The sequence below is a fragment of the Paenibacillus sp. MZ03-122A genome (genome assembly GCF_024213325.1).
GTDB lineage: Bacteria > Bacillota > Bacilli > Paenibacillales > Paenibacillaceae > Paenibacillus > Paenibacillus polymyxa_B.
In genome coordinates, this window is record NZ_JANAVI010000005.1 from 262,688 (window position 1) to 279,704 (window position 17,017).

Sequence of the window (17,017 nt, forward strand, 5' to 3'; positions counted from 1 at the left end):
ATTCGTAAATGATCTGTGACCTTGCGGCAGCCCGATAGAGGCAAATTTGAACGCTCCTGATGAACATAGATCAACCCTTCAAATTATTTCGGTATTCCAAAGGAGAGCAGCCCATTATTTTTTTGAATAGTCTGGAGAAGTAGTAAGGGTCCCTAAAACCGAGTTGTATGCTAATTTCTTTAATAGAAGCATTCGTCAAATCTAAAAGCTGACTGGCCCTCTGTATCTTCATTCTTAAATAGTAATCGACAGGAGAGTAGCCGGTGGATTGCTTGAATATCAAGTTCAGATGCTGCTTGGATACCTGAACATGCCGACTAAGCTCCTCAAGCGAAACGGTGGATTCCAATTGTTCACTCATATAGCGTGTTGCTTTATCCACATGACTCTGGTACGTACTGTCTTCCTTGCGAAATGCAACGGATACAACAAAACTCAGCAGATAACGGACAGTTTGCGATACTTGAACTAAATGTATGATGGAGTATGGTTTATTCAGTAAAAGGTCGTAACACTGATGAAATAGCTCCAGTAGTTTGACTTCATCACTGGCGGCCATGGAAATATACGTTTTAAAAGGCTCAAATAATGCCATAAAGTCATCAACTTGGTCCCCTTTAAGATGAAACCAGTAAATCGTCCAAGGATCTCCATCGTCAGCCCCATAAGCATGCGGCATGTCCCTAGGAATGTACGCAAAGCTTCGCTCCGCCATGTCAATGGTTAGGCCATCCTTTGTTCGTATCCAACCTTTTCCACTGGCACAGTAGATGAATATATGAGAGTCACATCCGTGCATTCTTTCACGAAAATGATGGCGGGCATGGCTGAAGCAGCCTATATCCGTAATATATAGATTTTTTGTAAGCGGATTCAAATTTAATTTATCCAGCATATAGGGTGGAAGGACATATAACTTTTCACCCTCAAATCCATCAGCTTTCTTATTCATAATCTATCCATCTCCTAGCCTTAGGCGGCTCTAATGATGAAATACGTATATAATCCATCATAAACAGTGGATTGTCAATTGTCTGTAATGTCGCTTACTTGTAAGCTCTGAATATAAGCGCGACTATGAGGGAGTGATGGAATTGAGCATTTTCGACGCTAAGGCACGCGTGTGGGAGGAAACTGTGCAGATCCCCACGTATGGAATTGGCAAACCCGACAAAAATCCAATGTTTCTGGAGAAACGTGTCTATCAGGGAAGCTCCGGTCGAGTGTATCCGCATCCGGTAATTGATAAAATTGAGGATGAGAAGAAACTTGAAAATTACCAAATGGTTTTTCTGGAAAATAAATATTTGCGCATTGAGATCATGCCAGAGCTGGGAGGCCGCATTTATCGTGCGGTCGACAAGACCAACGGTTACGATTTTGTATATTATAACAGGGTCATCAAACCAGCGCTTGTGGGCTTATTGGGGCCGTGGATATCTGGAGGGATTGAGTTCAACTGGCCGCAGCATCACCGTCCCAACACTTATGGGCCTGTTGAATACAAGTTGGAAGAACATGACGACGGAAGCGCAACGGTATGGATGAGCGAAATTGATCGTATGTTCGGTACGAAAGTAACAGCGGGTTTTACACTACAACCGGATAAAGCATACCTTAAAGTTGAGGCCCAGCTATACAATCGGACTGCCGAGCCTCAAACGTTTCTATGGTGGGCCAATCCAGCCGTAGCGGTACATGATCACACACAATCCGTTTTTCCTCCAGACGTATCAGCCGTGTTCGACCATGGAAGGCGAGATGTATCCCGTTTCCCGATCGCTACAGGCACTTATTATAAAATGGATTATTCTGAAGGTGTAGATATCTCCCGATATAAAAATATTCCTGTCCCCACTTCATATATGGCTTATAAATCGGATTACAATTTCATAGGTGGCTATGACCATATGAAACAAGCCGGGCTTTTGCATGTGGCCAACCATCACATCTCTCCTGGAAAAAAGCAATGGACATGGGGAAATGGCGAATTCGGCCAGGCATGGGACCGGAATCTAACAGACGAAGATGGTCCCTACATCGAGTTGATGACGGGGGTATATACCGATAACCAACCAGATTTCACTTGGCTTCAGCCGTATGAAGAAAAATCGTTCTCGCAGTATTTTATGCCTTACAAACATATTGGTATGGTCAAAAACGCTTCAATTGACGCAGCCGTTAATCTGGAATTAAATCGCAGCGAAGGGACAGCACAGATTGGAGTCTATGTAACTTCCTCATTTCGTGAGGCTGTTGTGGAATTAAGTAGTCAGCGGAAAGTTTATATTAAAGAAACCTTAGATCTGACACCTAATAAGGCCTTTATACAGAAGACAGTTATTTTGGCTGAGGATGGGGATTATGGACTATGCTTAACCGTCAAAGACGCGACCGGAAGGGAGCTGATTAGCTACCAGCCGAAAAAAAAGGACGTTGAACAGATGCCGGCTGCTGCCGCCCCCCTGCCAGAACCGGAGGAATTAAGAACGAACGAAGAATTGTATTTAGCAGGACAACATTTGGAGCAATACCGTCATGCTACCTTTGAACCCGAGGCGTACTATCTTGAGGGCCTGAAAAGAGATAAAAATGACAGCCGCATAAATGTGGCATATGGTACGCTGCTTCTTCGTAGAGGGTTGTATTCAGAAAGTGAAGAGTGCTTTCGTAAAGCCATCTCGCGGGTAACCTGGCGTAACTCTAATCCCTATGACGGTGAGGCCTACTACCAGCTTGGTTTGTCGCTAAAACACCAAGAGCGGTTGGATGAGGCGTTCGCTGCATTTTATAAATCAGTATGGAGTGCGGCATGGCAAGACAGCGGGTATTTTTCACTGGCACAGATTACGACAGAACAAGGGAACTATGAAGATGCATTGGAGCTCGTGGAGCGTTCAATCATCCGCAATGCTCACAATTACAAAGCATGCAACCTGAAGTCGGCTATTCTTCGTAAGCTCGGCAGCTACGAAGCGGCAATAGCCTTCTCCAAGGAAACGATGAAGCTCGATATCGCCGATTTTGGAGCTTACCGTGAGCAAGCATTATCATTAGAGGCTCTCGGGTTACGAGATGATGCTAAAACGGTCCTCGAAGAGCTGGAAAAATGGATGCGTGGAGATGTGCATAATTATATAGCGGTAGCATCGGACTATGCGGCGGCGGGACTTTATGAGGATGCAGCATGTGTGCTGGAAGAAGCTCCAGAGCAGGCGAAAACATACCCTATGCTGTATTACGTTCAGGCCTTCTGCTATGCTAAAATCGGCAAGCATGAGCAGATGAACAATGCTCTCGCTCAGGCCGCAGATGCAGTACCCGACTACTGCTTTCCTAGCAGTCTGTTTGAGTTGGATGTGTTACAATTTGCAATTCGAACGAGACCGGGGGATGGAAAGGCGCATTATTACTTAGGTAATTTACTCTATGATAAGAAACGGCATCTGGATGCCATTTCCAGCTGGGAAACGTCTCGTTCCATTGACGATACTTACCCCGTTGTTCACCGTAATCTTGCTCTTGGATATTTTAACAAACAAGGCCAAGTGGAGAAGGCTCGCCATTCGTTAGAGCAGGCCTTTGCGTGCAATACTTCAGACGCGCGTGTTCTTTATGAGCTTGACCAGCTGTATAAGAAGCTGAACATCAGGCCCAACGACAGATTGAATCTAATGGAGAGTTATCCGGGAATCATAAAGCTTCGGGATGATCTGTTTTTGGAATATGTAACCGTTCACAATACGATGAAGCAACATAAGGTAGCGTTGTCCTTGCTGACAGGGAGAATATTTCATCCATGGGAAGGCGGAGAGGGGAAGGTAACTGGACAGTATAGGCTTGCCAAGGTAGAGCTTGCCAAGTCCGACCTGAGGTCTGGACGGATTGAACAGGCTGTAAAAGGGCTGCAGGAGGCTTTAGTGTATCCAGAGAATCTTGGCGAAGGTAAGCTAGAGGGTTCCCAAGATAACGATATTTACTATTATTTGGGCTGCGCGTATGAGCTATCGAAATTAACAGATGAGGCAAGGCAGGCTTTTTCCACGGCTTCTCAAGGACTGGGGGAACCCATTAACGCCATGTATTATAACGATCAGCAGCCGGATATGATATTTTACCAAGGATTGGCCTGGCAGAAACTTGGCTATGCGAAGGAAGGCGTGCGTCGATTCAACAAGCTCATTGATTACGCCGAAAGACACTTATTTGAATCCGTGAAAATGGATTATTTCGCGGTCTCGTTACCCGACTTTCTCATCTTTGAAGATGACCTGAATATTCGTAATCAGGTTCATTGTACTTATATGAAGGCACTTGGTTTACTTGGATTAGGGCGACAGGACGAAGCTATCTTGCATTTTAAATCCGTGCTCAAGCTGGAAGCTAACCACCAAGGAGCATTGAACCATATGGATTGGGACTGGGAGGGGGAGGGGAAATCAAATGAATAATCGCATGAGGAAGTTACCGCGCAAATTGACGATCACCATGTGGGACTTCTCCTGGTATACAATGACACAGGAAGGTGAGCCCTACAGCGATCTTGAAGCCCGTTTTAAAGAAGCGGTCGAAAGAGGGTACAATACGATCCGAATATGTGCTATGCCATACATGTTGTTTACTGCGGATGGCAAACGTCCCGGTCCCTTGGAGTTTGCTAACCTTGGGGAAGTAGGCCAGCGTACACGTTGGTATAACTGTCGTGGCGGCGCAGTGCTGGACGGGCATGCTCATTTACTTGAACTGTTTAAACAAGCTAAGGCTCATAACTGTTACATTATGTTATCCTCTTGGGAATATCAGCAGAGTCCCAGCTTTCTGGCTCATGCTGGGCTTAGAGATGAATTAGCTGCAATTCCTCCTAAGGAGAGATTCATGGCCATTGCAAAATCAATGGATCAGTTGATCCGTTTCGTCACAGCAGAAGGCTATAGGAACCAGATTATCTATACAGAGCTGCATAACGAAGTGGAATTTGGGCAGTTAAACGCCGTCGGAACGTCTGAAGGCATAGCCGAAACGAATGTACCAGCGCTTATTGAAGCCATGCAGCCCTACGTAGAAGAAGCAGTTGGATATCTCCGCCAATGTCATCCTGATATCATGATGACGGCCAGCTATACGTTAAATGAAGCCTACCCTAAAACTTACGTCGCGAGCAATATGCAGGTTGCCCATTTTCATCTTTATATTAAAGGGGTACTCAATGAGCTTATGGAAGCGGCAGCGCTTGATGATGAGTTGGCGCCGTTCCCCAATCCATTCGTGCAATCCCTATTAAGAGAAGACGCTCCTCCATTTGCAGAGTGGACCCTGCCTCCGGAGCAGAATTGGCGGATGGAAGGCAATCCAGTCGGCATGAGGCTTATTTATTTGCACGACTGGGTAGATCCCGATCAATGGGATTTATTTTTGTACGATCGGTATGGAGACCATAAAATTGCCATGTTGCAGAAGGCCGACTCCCGATTGGAAGAGATTCATGAATGGACTCGTCATTCCGGCATTCCAATTGTCATAGGAGAAGGTTATGTAGGCTATACGCCGCTGTATGCCCAATTTGAAGAAGGCCCAATCGGTAAATTTATAGCTGAATATGTGTTGCGAAAAGGAATGGCACTTGGGTTCTGGGGAATGACCCTCTGCTCTAACTGTGCTCCCCATCATCCATTCTGGAATGATATCGCTTGGCAGCGCAAGTGGAATCAATTTATCCTGAATTCAGATTAACGAGTGAGGGGAGTGAACTCCATGAGAAACTATCGAGTTACAGTCAAAGACGATCAAAAGCGAATTGTTAAGGGACATATCAAACTTGGCGGCACCAATCCAAAAGGAGAGGAAATCGGATTCACCAACTATTTTATGGAGAAGGACGGAGAGCCCTTTTTCGGTATTTGTGGTGAATTCCATTATGCCCGTTATGATGAACGCTATTGGGAAGACGAAATTATTAAAATAAAAATGGGCGGCGTAAACATCATTGCCACTTATATTTTTTGGAACCTACATGAAGAAGTTGAAGGTATCTTTAATTGGAGTGGGAACAAGAATCTTCGTCGTTTCATCGAGTTGTGCGGCAAACATCAGGTATACTCCATTATTCGGATCGGACCCTTCAATCACGGGGAAATTCGAAACGGCGGTATGCCGGATTGGTTATTTGGTCGACCATTTGAGATTCGTTCTAATGATGAGGGGTATCTGTTCTATACGAGAAGATTATATAACGAGATCGGTGCCCAGGTTAAAGGGCTGCTATATAAGGAAGGGGGGCCGATTATCGGCACCCAAATCGAAAACGAACATCATCATTCATCTGCCCAGTGGGCGTTGACTGTAGGAATTAATGATATGTGGTTAAACAGCGGAAGTGACGGTAACTCGCATATGTTAAAACTTAAAGAAATAGCTCTGGAAGCGGGGATTGATACTCCGATCTATACGTGCACAGGATGGGGAGGAGCCACAACTCCTGTCCCTGATATGCTGCCATTATGGGGCGGGTATGCCTATTGGCCATGGATCTACTACGAAGAGGGACGATTGGAAGGGATGGAAGAGCATCCTGCGACACCGGAATACATTTTCCGAGACAAGCATAATAACAAGATTCCAAAGAGCTACAATTTTGAGCCTCAATATGCCCCTGAAGACTATCCGTACGCTTGCTGTGAAATGGGTGGCGGCATGGTTCAGTTTTATAAATATCGGTTCGCCTTTCCCTACCGTAGTGTTCCAGCGATGACTGTCATGAAGGTTGCAGAAGGCTGTAACCTGATCGGATACTACATGTATCATGGGGGTTCCAATCCTCGAGGTCAGGTTAACCCATATACAAATGATCTAGCTACACCCAAAATATCCTATGATTTCAACGCCATGATCGGCGAATTCGGTCAAGTAAGGGAGTCATACCAAAGAACAAAGCTGCAACATTACTTTTTTTCAACGTTCCAAAAGCAATTCTCTCTAACAAAGACTATTCTGCCAGGGGATACGTCCCAGATGGACCCTTATGATGTGGAAACGTTACGATATGCAGTGCGATCCAGTGCCGGATCGGGGTACCTATTTCTAAATAATTTCCAAGACCATGTCGAAAATGACGACCTGTGCGATTTTAATGTGAGCATTGAGCTGCCTGAGGAAACGATTGTAATTCCTAGTCAAGGTGAACTGACGTTAGGACGTGATAGCTTCGCCATATTGCCATTTAACTTTAATTTAGATGGAATAATGCTTAAATATGCTACGGCACAGCTGATAACAAGGATAGAAGAAGATGGAGAAGTATATTATTTTTTCTTTGTACCAGAGGGCATGAAAGGAACGTATGCAATGGAGTCACAAGATATCATCAGTGCCACAATCGACAAAGGTTCGATAGAGCAATTCGATGGGAACACGATCATTAAGGTTGCTGAACAGGAGGATAGTTTCATTCACCTGGTATCTGAAAGCGGCAAAAAAGTTAAGATCTACACGATGACTGATGAGCAAAGTCTTACATTTTGGAAGGTAAACATGCAAGACCGAAATAGAGTCATTTTGACAAATGCCAATCTACTTGTATCTGAGGGCGTTCTAAGGCTGGAATCAACGGGCCAAGAAATGGTAACTCTGAGTGTATTCCCGGATTTTGACGCCTCATTCACATCTATTTCCGGTGGAGAGCTGCTTGAAATAACAGAAAGTGAATTATTCAAAACGTATCGTTTAAAGGCTCCTAAGAAAGAAATCCATTTCAATTTGAAAAGGGTAAATAACGATAAATTTACTATTGATTTTGAAACAGATGCGTTTCATGGAATCAAGGAAGCTCTGCTGCGTATCGATTATACTGGAGATATCGGCTATGCTTTTATGGATGGCGAACTGATCAATGATAATTTCTGCAACCATACGACCTGGGAAATAGGTTTGAAAGCATTGGAACATCGGCTCATCGAGCAAGGGTTGTACGTATATGTTTCCCCCATTCGAAAGGGTAAGGTTCTCAACAACAATACGACTATGGCGGGCTGGAAAGAGACGACAAAGGAACGTATCGTAGATATCGGTTCGGTTAGCCTTGTGCCTGTATATGAAATCAAAATCACCATATAACCCAGAAGGTTATATGGTGATTCTTTTCCAGAATAATCTACATAAAGTAATCAGCCAGTGAATACATGAGTCTTTTTTATTTTCTTAATGTGTTTTTAGTAGATACCGGCTTTTTTCGATGTTTGTTTGATCCCGTTGCTTCCGTTAACTACAGTTTTTCCCCAATCCGTCAGATTGCCATTAGGTCCTGTTACAAGATCAAGGTAGGAAAGGTTGGAACTATTACCATACCAGGACCAGGCTAACCAGCCTATCCCTTTGGATTGTCCGTATCTCATGATTTCTGTCTCGTCGACATCTGCTCCTTGATGGTAACCGCCAAATTCACCAATAATCAGCGGAAGTCCTTGATTCAGAACGTTATCAATATTGGTTCGAACAGTTTGAGCATCTTTACCCGCGAACTCATACATATGGATGGAGAATACCGTATTTTTCAAAGAATCAGCTGCAAATACAGATTTACCAAAGTCATTGATAGACTGAGGATATTGTCCCCATCCGGCACAATCGACGATGAGCGTATTTTTGATACCTGCGTTTCTCAACTTGGGAATCGCTTGCTTGTATCCATCAGCCCAACCACTTCCATTCCAAGAACCATACCATTCGTTCGCAATGTTTACGATAACCCGATCTTCCTTGCCGATCAGAGCATCTTTTATGCTAATCCAGTAGTTCACAGCTGCATCCAAAGACGCGTAGTCGTCTTTGCCCGTAGCGTCATGAACTTCAAGCACAGCAATCATTTTGTAACTCGTGACGAGAGAGATCATATTTTTCACGGAATTAATGTCATCCTTGGTGTACTGGTTTCCGTTAGAAAGGACAATTCGGACGGTATTAGCACCTGTCTGGGCAATTGCCGGGATAGCTGTATAAAGATCGTTTTTGTACCAACTGTGAGCATGATTGACGCCTCTCATAACAAACGGCTTGCCTGTAGAATCATACAATTTGGTACCGCTTACATAAAATCCTGAAGCAGCTTGTGCCTTGGAGAAGAATCCCCCCAAACCAATCATGATAAGCACACCGACGAGTCCAGACAATAATGCTTTTCTTAACAATACCTTCATTTTTATTCCTCCCTAAATATATTATTCAACTTCCTGCTATATAGAGATGAAGTAGGTATGTAAGTATGTATACAGCAGTAAGCTAAACACAATATAAAACGCTTTCATTTTTGGTAATAGTTATTTTTTTTGTTATTCTATCATTTGTGTTTTTGTTATGCAATTGATTTTTTTAGCTATTTTTTTGCTTTTGAAATGCAGACACATAGATTACTTATTTATGTGTGATTTTTCTATGATTTTATTGTACTTATTGCTTCTATTAAGATGTATTCCTTCGATATTTATTTGTAATTTAGTTTTTTTTAAGATAAAAATAACCTAACTAGTTTTGCTTTATTATGCCTAGTTTATGTAGATAAACCTAACGTTCTACTTGACTGATTATCTTGAACAAAGGTGAGATCTATCGGAAGCAATACCTAAGCTTCACCACGATATTAAATTATAGTATGATATTCTTATGAAAAATTTTACCAGAGTGAATAGGGGCAAGCTGATGAGAAAACCAATCATTGCAGTCGATATGGACGATACCATCTGTCATCTCGTCAAACGAGCCATATACCATAACAATAGTGAATTTCCCACTCATCCGCTTCGGTATGAAGAAATGTTAGATTGGAACACCGATCATCTACGTCATCCAAAGAGCACGCTTGATGTATTTTATGGACGACCGGGTTTGTTTGAGGAACTTGAACTATTTGACGAGTATGTTGTAGAAGAAATGGAAAAGCTTTGCAATGCTTTTGATGTCATTATTGTGACAGCGGCAGAACCCAAGACCGTCGTAGAGAAATGGAACTGGCTTCAAAGACATATGCCATTCATTCCGATTGAGAACTTTTTCCCATGTAAACGAAAAAACCTGATTAACTATGATCTCCTGATTGATGATGGTCCTCATAATTTAGTGCCTGCGCTAGAGGAGGGGAAAAAGGTGCTTTGCATTCCTCATCCATGGAATCTGAGAGCAAGAGAGCAATATGAGTTCCCCGTCATGACATCCTGGCAAGGGGCAAAAGAACGAATCGACTCCATTTTAGGGGTTCTGTATAAATAATAGAACCATTCGTAAAACAGCTGGCTCCTTTGGAACTGGCTGTTTTGCTAGAAAGAATAGCACCTATGATTGAAATAAAATGGTAAAATTGATATACCTTATTCATGAGGAGGGAACGTGTATGACCATGACTATGGGTCAGATTGTGAATCATCTGACCAAGGGAATAAGCATACCCAACACCACTGTAGATCTGCTGGAACCAGGATTTATAGATACTGAGGCACACGGAATTGTAACCGCTTTCTCCGCTTCGCAGTATGTGATAGAACAAGCTATTTCTCTAGGTGCAAATTTTATCATTACGCATGAAGGCATCTTTTATAGTCATCAGAGGATGCATGAATGTTTACTACATGATCCTGTTTTTTTGCAAAAATCTCGCCTCATTGCCGATGCAGGTATAGGCATTTATCGGTTTCATGACGCCATACATCGTTATCAACCGGATGGAGTGATGGTTGGGCTTCTTCAGGCGCTTGGCTGGCACAACTACATTGTGAAGCAGCAGCCGACGGCCGCCATTTTGACTATTCCGGTTATGGAGGTTAAGGAGATCGCTGAATATATCAAAGCTAAACTACATATTCGTTATGTACGGGTGGCTGGTGAGGTTTCCATGCCATGTGAACGAGTGGGAATCTCAGTAGGATACAGGGGAGGTGGTGATCTAGCCATTCCATTATTTCTAAATGAAAATGTGGATTTAGTCATTGCCGGTGAAGGCCCAGAATGGGAAACACCAGAATATGTTAAAGATGCTGTCTATCAAGGTCAAAGTAAAGCACTTATCATGCTGGGACATGCTGAAAGTGAAGCACCTGGGATGAAGTATCTCGCAGATGTACTTTCCGCTCAATTTCCAATGCTCCCGCTACACTTTATTGAAGATCGCCCGGTGTTTCAAATATTGTAATGAGAACACGTCTTTTGTGATGGTCATCCAGCACTGCTGTTATATCCGTTCATCCACTTTATGAAATGGAGGCAAGATGATGGGAAGCAGAGTGATTATGCCGTTCAAAACGGACTGGAAGTTTATAGAGGGTAATTACGCAGGTGCTGAGAAAATGGACTACAACGATGAGCATTGGCGACTCCTTCAGGTTCCACATGATTGGAGCATTGAGAAGTCCTTTGATCCACATATGCTGTATGGTGGCAATCAAGCTTATTTGCCGAGATGGTCTGTCGGATGGTACAGAAGGCACTTTAATGTGAAGCCCTCCTCTCCAAAACAGCGCGTATACATACAATTTGATGGCATTCACAGTAGCAGTGAGGTTTGGATCAATGGACATTTTGTGGGCAAGCGGCCCTATGGATATGTTAGCTTTCAATATGATTTGACTCCATATATTCGGTGGGATGAGGAGAATGTGATTGCCGTCAAAGTGGACAATACGATTCTTTCACCTGACAGATGGTATTCGGGGGCCGGTATTTATCGTAATGTCTGGCTGATTTGTACGGATTATATTCATATAACCGAATGGGGGACTTACATTACCACACCTGAAATTTCGCCAGATGAAGCCAAGGTGACTACCAGAATCCAGGTCACTAATCATCACGCGCATGCCGTAGAGTGTACGATTATGACTGAAATGCTGGACCCACAGGGACAGATCAAAGGAAAAGTTGAAAACCGAGTCACTCTTTCGAGCTGTGAAACGGGGGAAATAGAGCAAAAGACGCGAGTTTTAGAGCCAGAACTATGGTCACCGGACAACCCAGTGCTCTACGAAGCCCAAACGACAATTTATTGTGACAATACAGAGGTGGATCGTTATTGTACCCCTTTTGGCATAAGAGAAGTGAAGCTGGACACTCAAAAAGGTTTATTTCTGAATGGGCACAGCTTAAAGCTAAAGGGAGTGTGCATTCACCATGATTTAGGCTGTCTGGGGGCTGCTTACCATGATACAGCCATGAAAAGAAGGCTTCAAAAGCTGAAGGAAATGGGCTGCAACTCGATCCGTTTTGCTCATAACCCGATGGCGCCCGAATTATTAGATTTATGTGATCAGATGGGGTTCTTGGTGGTTGATGAGGCTTTTGACAAATGGAAATCTCTTTTCTATGAGCATTTATATGAGGAGTGGTGGGAAAAAGATCTGGAAGCAATGTTGCTCAGGGACAGGAACCATCCCAGTGTTTTCATGTGGAGCGTTGGGAATGAAGTGGAGAATCAAGGTCAGCCATCCATGCTAAAAATGTTGGAGCAGCTCGTGGGTTTCTGCCATGAAAAAGACCCAACCCGACCAGTTACATGTGCGCTTGAGCCGCATAATACACCGATCAGCTTGCGTGAGGGTTCGATTGAGGCCAAAGTGGAGCATACCAAACAGCTGGCACAACGAGTGGATGTTCTAGGGTTAAACTATCAGGAGCAGTGGTATGAGCACTATAGGGCGGCCATGCCGGATACGCTAATCCTGGGAACAGAAACATTCCCATACTATCGGGGTAAGGATAACCGGGTTAAAGGTTATTTGCCTATGAATCCCTGGTTTGATGTCGCTAATCATGATTATGTGATCGGTCAATTTGTTTGGAGTGGAATTGACTATTTGGGAGAAACGAGCTATCCCTCCAAAGGGTGGTCTTCGGGCCTGATTGATACTTGCGGATTCCGCAAACCAGTATCTTATCTCCAACAAAGTTTATGGTCTAATCAGCCTGTTGTGCACATAGCCGTATTTAACGAACATATGAAATCGGAATTTAATCCGACATGGACGATGCACTGGAGATCTCCGGCCATGGAAGATCACTGGACATTTCCTGAATACGCTGGAAAATTAATACGGTTGGTTACCTTCACCAATTGTGAGAGCGTGGAATTGATCGTGAATGATGAATCATACGGTGAGAGGAAGTTAGTGGATTATTCTAATCATTTGATCGTATGGGATCTTCCCTATACACCGGGCGAAATCCGGGCTGTGGGTCGTAATGGAAACAATAAGGTTTGTGAGCATGAATTAACCACTGCCGGACTTCCTTATGCTCTAAAGTTGGAGGCTGATCGGGTAATCCTACCTGCTGATGGGCATGAGATATCTCATGTAGAAGTAACCGTCATAGACCAAAACGGGATCATTGTACCTAACCAGAATTTTGATGTAACCTTTAAACTACAGGGTGATGGTCGTATCCTTGGAATAGACAATGGTGATCTCACCAGCGATGAATCCTTCAAGGGGAATGAGAGACGAACACACAGAGGAAGGTGTTTCGTTGTTGTACAGTCCGGTTATGTGGCTGGTGAGTTGTTGCTTCAAGCGTCAGCAGATGGAGGGTTGCTGGGAGAAACCAGACTGAAAATAGAACAAGAACGCAAATGATAATTCAAGGTTGATTCAGTATAAAGCTCGTATAGTTTAATTAAAAGGTCTGAATAGGTGATGAGTGCTCATGCTTTACCTGCTCAGGCCTTTTTATATGTTTACAACTGACGGTCAATAACGATCTATGACTATAATTCTCTTTTGACAAATAGTTTGGATACGAATAAAATGACTAATTATAATATAACTTATTAAAAGATTAATAAAAAGTGGTGATAAGGAGATAAGTAAATGCCAGTAGAACCATCCATGAATCCTCGGGTAATTCGTAATATTTTGTTTTTATTATTCGCTTTACCAGGTGTAGCTTTTGCTTCCTGGGTGTCTCGAACGCCCATTATACGGGATATTTTGCATGTCTCGACTGCCGAAATGGGAATCATTATTTTTGGATTAGCTGCAGGTTCTTTAGTGGGACTACTCAGTGCAGGCAATATGATTTCTCGTGTAGGTGGACGGGCGGTCATTCTGGGAAGTGCGATTTTGATTGTAAGCGGTTTTGTCATTGTAGGGTTGGGAACTGCATTTTCGCTCACGAGCATCGTGTTTGCTGGTTTATTCATCTTTGGAGGTGGTTATGGGACAGCAGAAGTAGCTCTGAATGTCGAAGGTTCTGCGGTAGAAAATCAATTGCAAAAAACGCTTTTGCCGGCTTTTCACGGTTCATTTAGTATGGGGACACTTGTAGGTGCAGTCATCGGTTCTGGAGCAGCGGCACTACACATACCTGTTGTGGTCCATCTTGGAGCGATGGCTGCCATGATTGCAGTGATAACTTTCTATTTTTATCGTTTTCTGCCTCACGATACAGGTATAGAGAAAGAAGTTCCTACTCAAAAGGTTGGATCTAATCTCAAGGCGCAGCTTGCTGTATGGAAAGAAAGACGAATTTTATTGATCGGTATCATCGTGTTAGGTATGGCGTTTGCAGAAGGGTCTGCGAATGACTGGCTACCGCTAACGATGGTGGATGGTTATGGCGTGGATTCTTTAACAGGTTCCTATATGTATGGACTATTTGTGGCAGCGATGACCATTGGACGTTTTACCGGAGGATTCATACTGGATAAATACGGCCGTGTCCCTGTATTGAAAGGAAGTGCTGTCCTGGCTGCTATCGGTATCATTCTAGTGATCTGGGGACAGCATTACCTCATAGCCGGATTAGGCGTCGTATTATGGGGGCTTGGAGCCTCACTTGGTTTTCCTGTGGGCTTATCTGCTGCCGGAGATGACCCTCGTGGTGCAGCTATCCGGGTTGGAGCCGTAGCCACGATCGGTTACATTGCCTTTTTAGTAGGTCCCCCAGGCTTAGGATTTTTAGGTGAACATGTTGGACTTCTGCATGCCTTGATCGTAGTGCTCATTGGCGTTATTGTTGCTGGTTGGATATCCGGTGCAGCCCAACCTATTGGGGGGAAAGAAAAGAAATCAGATTAAAATATAAAGGGGATTGTCGCATGACTATGAAAACGGAAAAACAAAAGATGATGGATGGGGAACTGTATGTAGCTGCTGATCCTCAATTAACGCAAGAAAGAGAGTATGCGAGAAGATGTGTACGTCTCTTTAATCAGACGGCAGAGACGGATCGTGAGTACCGTGAAAAGTTACTTAAGGAGCTTTTCGGATCAACTGGTGAAAATATAGGTATGGAACCCAACATACGCTGTGACTACGGATACAATATCCATGTTGGGGAAAATTTCTACGCCAACTTTGACTGTACCATTTTGGATGTTTGCGAAGTGCGTATTGGAGATAATTGTTTCCTGGCTCCAGGAGTTCATATTTACACAGCGACTCATCCCATAGATCCGTTTGAACGAATCGCTGGCCCAGAGTATGGGAAACCTGTAACGATTGGCAACAATGTATGGATTGGCGGTCGAGCAGTTATTAATCCCGGTGTTACAATAGGTAATAATGTCGTCGTGGCATCAGGAGCAGTAGTAACCAAGGATGTTCCAGACAATACGGTTGTAGCTGGAAATCCAGCACGAGTGATTAAGCAAATTAAAATATCCTAAACAGCATACAAGTAAATCGTTTAATATTTTGTACCGATGATCCTATTAAAAGGGCTTCTTATTTTAATAGGATCATTTGAATTTAAAGACTTGAACACTTATAGTCTTCAAGATTGAACTACTATACAGAGTAATAAATAATCATATTCATCCGAACCAGTGTTTCTCCTAGATTATAGTAAATGTGTGGGCGGTCTGCTTTAAAGCGGATCGAATCCCCAGCTTTAACCGTGTACATTTCTTCGCTGATTTTTACCACCATCTCACCCTCAAATACCGTAATAAATTCTTCTGTACCTTCACGGTGCGGCGCTGAACTCAGTTCTCCGCCTGCTTCAATCTCTACGGTGTAAACCTCAAAATTTCTACTTCCTTCATAGGGGAAAAACGGATACAACCGATAGTGATTATTTTCTTCAAGCACTTGTACTTTGCTTTTAGGAACGACTACTGCATCTGCAGGTGGTTCATTAATCAGAGCAGTGAAAGAGATTTTCAAGCCGTTCGCAATTTTCCATACGGTTGTAATGGAGGGATTAGATTCTCCCCGCTCAATCTGACCGAGCATCGTTTTACTGATCCCCGTCAGATCAGCTAATTTATCTAGACTTAATTTTCTTGCATTTCTTAGATACTTCAAATTTTTACTTAAAATTAGATTAATATTCTCCATAATTCTTCGCTCCTATTGTGCTTTATAAAGAACATATTGTACAATCATAAAGTACAAATGTGCGCTTAAACGTACATTTCATTCAATTATAACATATGGGAGTTGATTGTTGCATGCCGTTTATTCCGTTCCTTTCTTATGTACTTGTTACCAGCTTTACGCCAGGTCCCAACAATATTATGTCTTTAGACAGTGCCAGACGGTTGGGTTTGAAAAAAGCATTCCCATTCTTGCTGGGAGTAACAGCAGGCTGTTTCGCTATTATGCTGTTAGCCTGCTATTTTAATCTTGCATTGTATCATTTTTTGCCACGAGTTAAGATCTGGATGAATGTCCTCGGCAGCCTGTACATGCTCTATCTGGCGGTGAAAATTGCAAAGAGCAAATCCTCTACGGACGATAATGATCACAATGAGGGATATTCCTTCAAATCAGGACTGCTGCTGCAATTTATCAATTTAAAAATCATTTTGTATGGTATTACGGTCATTTCAACGTTTGTAATGCCTTATGATGTATCGTATATAGAGCTTATTACGATTTCATTACTCCTGACCTGTATTGGTTTTGTAGCTGTAGTGAGCTGGGCGATTTTTGGCGCTGTGTTTCAACGTTTCTTGAATAAGCATGAGCGTTCCTTCAATATTATAATGTCCTTATTGCTCCTTTATAGTGCACTATCGATATGGATGTAAATGAGCACCTTA

The 17,017-nt window shown here is 43.1% G+C and carries 12 protein-coding genes; 9 read left to right on the forward strand and 3 right to left on the reverse strand.

Going from position 1 to position 17,017, the window contains the following annotated elements:
* Positions 1-70: 70 nt before the first annotated feature.
* Complete coding sequence (locus NLX74_RS13405) at positions 71-952, reverse strand: AraC family transcriptional regulator (protein WP_254329027.1); 882 nt, start codon at positions 950-952, stop codon at positions 71-73.
* A 136-nt stretch (positions 953-1,088) separates the two neighbouring features.
* On the opposite strand from NLX74_RS13405, the gene NLX74_RS13410 reads away from it, so the two are divergent.
* The 3 genes from NLX74_RS13410 to NLX74_RS13420 are packed head-to-tail and all read left to right on the forward strand — an operon-like array spanning position 1,089 to position 8,109.
* Positions 1,089-4,451 carry a DUF5107 domain-containing protein gene (locus NLX74_RS13410; RefSeq protein ID WP_254329028.1) on the forward strand — a complete coding sequence of 1,121 codons (3,363 nt, stop codon included), beginning with the start codon at positions 1,089-1,091 and terminating at the stop codon, positions 4,449-4,451.
* Positions 4,444-5,730 carry a cellulase-like family protein gene (locus tag NLX74_RS13415; RefSeq protein ID WP_254329029.1) on the forward strand — a complete coding sequence of 429 codons (1,287 nt, stop codon included), beginning with the start codon at positions 4,444-4,446 and terminating at the stop codon, positions 5,728-5,730. The genes NLX74_RS13410 and NLX74_RS13415 overlap by 8 nt, the downstream gene beginning before the upstream one ends.
* A gap of 21 nt (positions 5,731-5,751) precedes the next feature.
* Positions 5,752-8,109 carry a beta-galactosidase gene (locus NLX74_RS13420; RefSeq protein ID WP_254329030.1) on the forward strand — a complete coding sequence of 786 codons (2,358 nt, stop codon included), beginning with the start codon at positions 5,752-5,754 and terminating at the stop codon, positions 8,107-8,109.
* 95 nt (positions 8,110-8,204) lie between these two features.
* On the opposite strand, the gene NLX74_RS13425 is transcribed toward NLX74_RS13420, so the two are convergent.
* The gene (locus tag NLX74_RS13425) at positions 8,205-9,188 is read right to left on the reverse strand and encodes a glycoside hydrolase family 5 protein (protein ID WP_250259500.1); all 984 of its coding nucleotides are present in this window, start codon (positions 9,186-9,188) and stop codon (positions 8,205-8,207) included.
* A gap of 499 nt (positions 9,189-9,687) precedes the next feature.
* On the opposite strand from NLX74_RS13425, the gene NLX74_RS13430 reads away from it, so the two are divergent.
* From NLX74_RS13430 to NLX74_RS13450, 5 genes are all read left to right on the forward strand, one after another.
* A complete protein-coding gene (locus NLX74_RS13430) occupies positions 9,688-10,254 on the forward strand; it encodes a 5' nucleotidase, NT5C type (protein WP_103046900.1) in 567 nt (188 codons plus the stop codon).
* 121 nt (positions 10,255-10,375) lie between these two features.
* Complete coding sequence (locus NLX74_RS13435; protein WP_254329031.1) at positions 10,376-11,170, forward strand: Nif3-like dinuclear metal center hexameric protein; 795 nt, start codon at positions 10,376-10,378, stop codon at positions 11,168-11,170.
* A 79-nt stretch (positions 11,171-11,249) separates the two neighbouring features.
* On the forward strand, positions 11,250-13,604 hold the full coding sequence (locus NLX74_RS13440) for a glycoside hydrolase family 2 TIM barrel-domain containing protein (protein ID WP_254329032.1): 2,355 nt from the start codon (positions 11,250-11,252) through the stop codon (positions 13,602-13,604).
* 234 nt (positions 13,605-13,838) lie between these two features.
* A complete protein-coding gene (locus NLX74_RS13445) occupies positions 13,839-15,047 on the forward strand; it encodes an MFS transporter (RefSeq protein WP_483311651.1) in 1,209 nt (402 codons plus the stop codon).
* Positions 15,048-15,067: 20 nt separating this feature from the next.
* Complete coding sequence (locus NLX74_RS13450) at positions 15,068-15,637, forward strand: sugar O-acetyltransferase (RefSeq protein ID WP_302058586.1); 570 nt, start codon at positions 15,068-15,070, stop codon at positions 15,635-15,637.
* A 121-nt stretch (positions 15,638-15,758) separates the two neighbouring features.
* On the opposite strand, the gene NLX74_RS13455 is transcribed toward NLX74_RS13450, so the two are convergent.
* Positions 15,759-16,310 (reverse strand): helix-turn-helix domain-containing protein, encoded by a 552-nt coding sequence (locus tag NLX74_RS13455; protein ID WP_254329033.1) that lies wholly within the window; start codon positions 16,308-16,310, stop codon positions 15,759-15,761.
* A gap of 113 nt (positions 16,311-16,423) precedes the next feature.
* Here NLX74_RS13455 and NLX74_RS13460 point away from each other — a divergent pair, with 113 nt between their 5' ends.
* Positions 16,424-17,005, forward strand: a complete 582-nt coding sequence (locus NLX74_RS13460) for a LysE family transporter (protein WP_254329034.1) — start codon at positions 16,424-16,426, stop codon at positions 17,003-17,005.
* The last annotated feature ends 12 nt before the right edge of the window (positions 17,006-17,017 follow it).

What these genes read in the sequence shown, in the direction of transcription:
- NLX74_RS13405 (WP_254329027.1), bottom strand. Translation starts at nt 952, where the DNA reads ATGAATAAGAAAGCTGATGGATTTGAGGGTGAAAAGTTATATGTCCTT.
- NLX74_RS13410 (WP_254329028.1), top strand. Translation starts at nt 1,089, where the DNA reads ATGGAATTGAGCATTTTCGACGCTAAGGCACGCGTGTGGGAGGAAACT.
- NLX74_RS13415 (WP_254329029.1), top strand. Translation starts at nt 4,444, where the DNA reads ATGAATAATCGCATGAGGAAGTTACCGCGCAAATTGACGATCACCATG.
- NLX74_RS13420 (WP_254329030.1), top strand. Translation starts at nt 5,752, where the DNA reads ATGAGAAACTATCGAGTTACAGTCAAAGACGATCAAAAGCGAATTGTT.
- NLX74_RS13425 (WP_250259500.1), bottom strand. Translation starts at nt 9,188, where the DNA reads ATGAAGGTATTGTTAAGAAAAGCATTATTGTCTGGACTCGTCGGTGTG.
- NLX74_RS13430 (WP_103046900.1), top strand. Translation starts at nt 9,688, where the DNA reads ATGAGAAAACCAATCATTGCAGTCGATATGGACGATACCATCTGTCAT.
- NLX74_RS13435 (WP_254329031.1), top strand. Translation starts at nt 10,376, where the DNA reads ATGACCATGACTATGGGTCAGATTGTGAATCATCTGACCAAGGGAATA.
- NLX74_RS13440 (WP_254329032.1), top strand. Translation starts at nt 11,250, where the DNA reads ATGGGAAGCAGAGTGATTATGCCGTTCAAAACGGACTGGAAGTTTATA.
- NLX74_RS13445 (WP_483311651.1), top strand. Translation starts at nt 13,839, where the DNA reads ATGCCAGTAGAACCATCCATGAATCCTCGGGTAATTCGTAATATTTTG.
- NLX74_RS13450 (WP_302058586.1), top strand. Translation starts at nt 15,068, where the DNA reads ATGACTATGAAAACGGAAAAACAAAAGATGATGGATGGGGAACTGTAT.
- NLX74_RS13455 (WP_254329033.1), bottom strand. Translation starts at nt 16,310, where the DNA reads ATGGAGAATATTAATCTAATTTTAAGTAAAAATTTGAAGTATCTAAGA.
- NLX74_RS13460 (WP_254329034.1), top strand. Translation starts at nt 16,424, where the DNA reads ATGCCGTTTATTCCGTTCCTTTCTTATGTACTTGTTACCAGCTTTACG.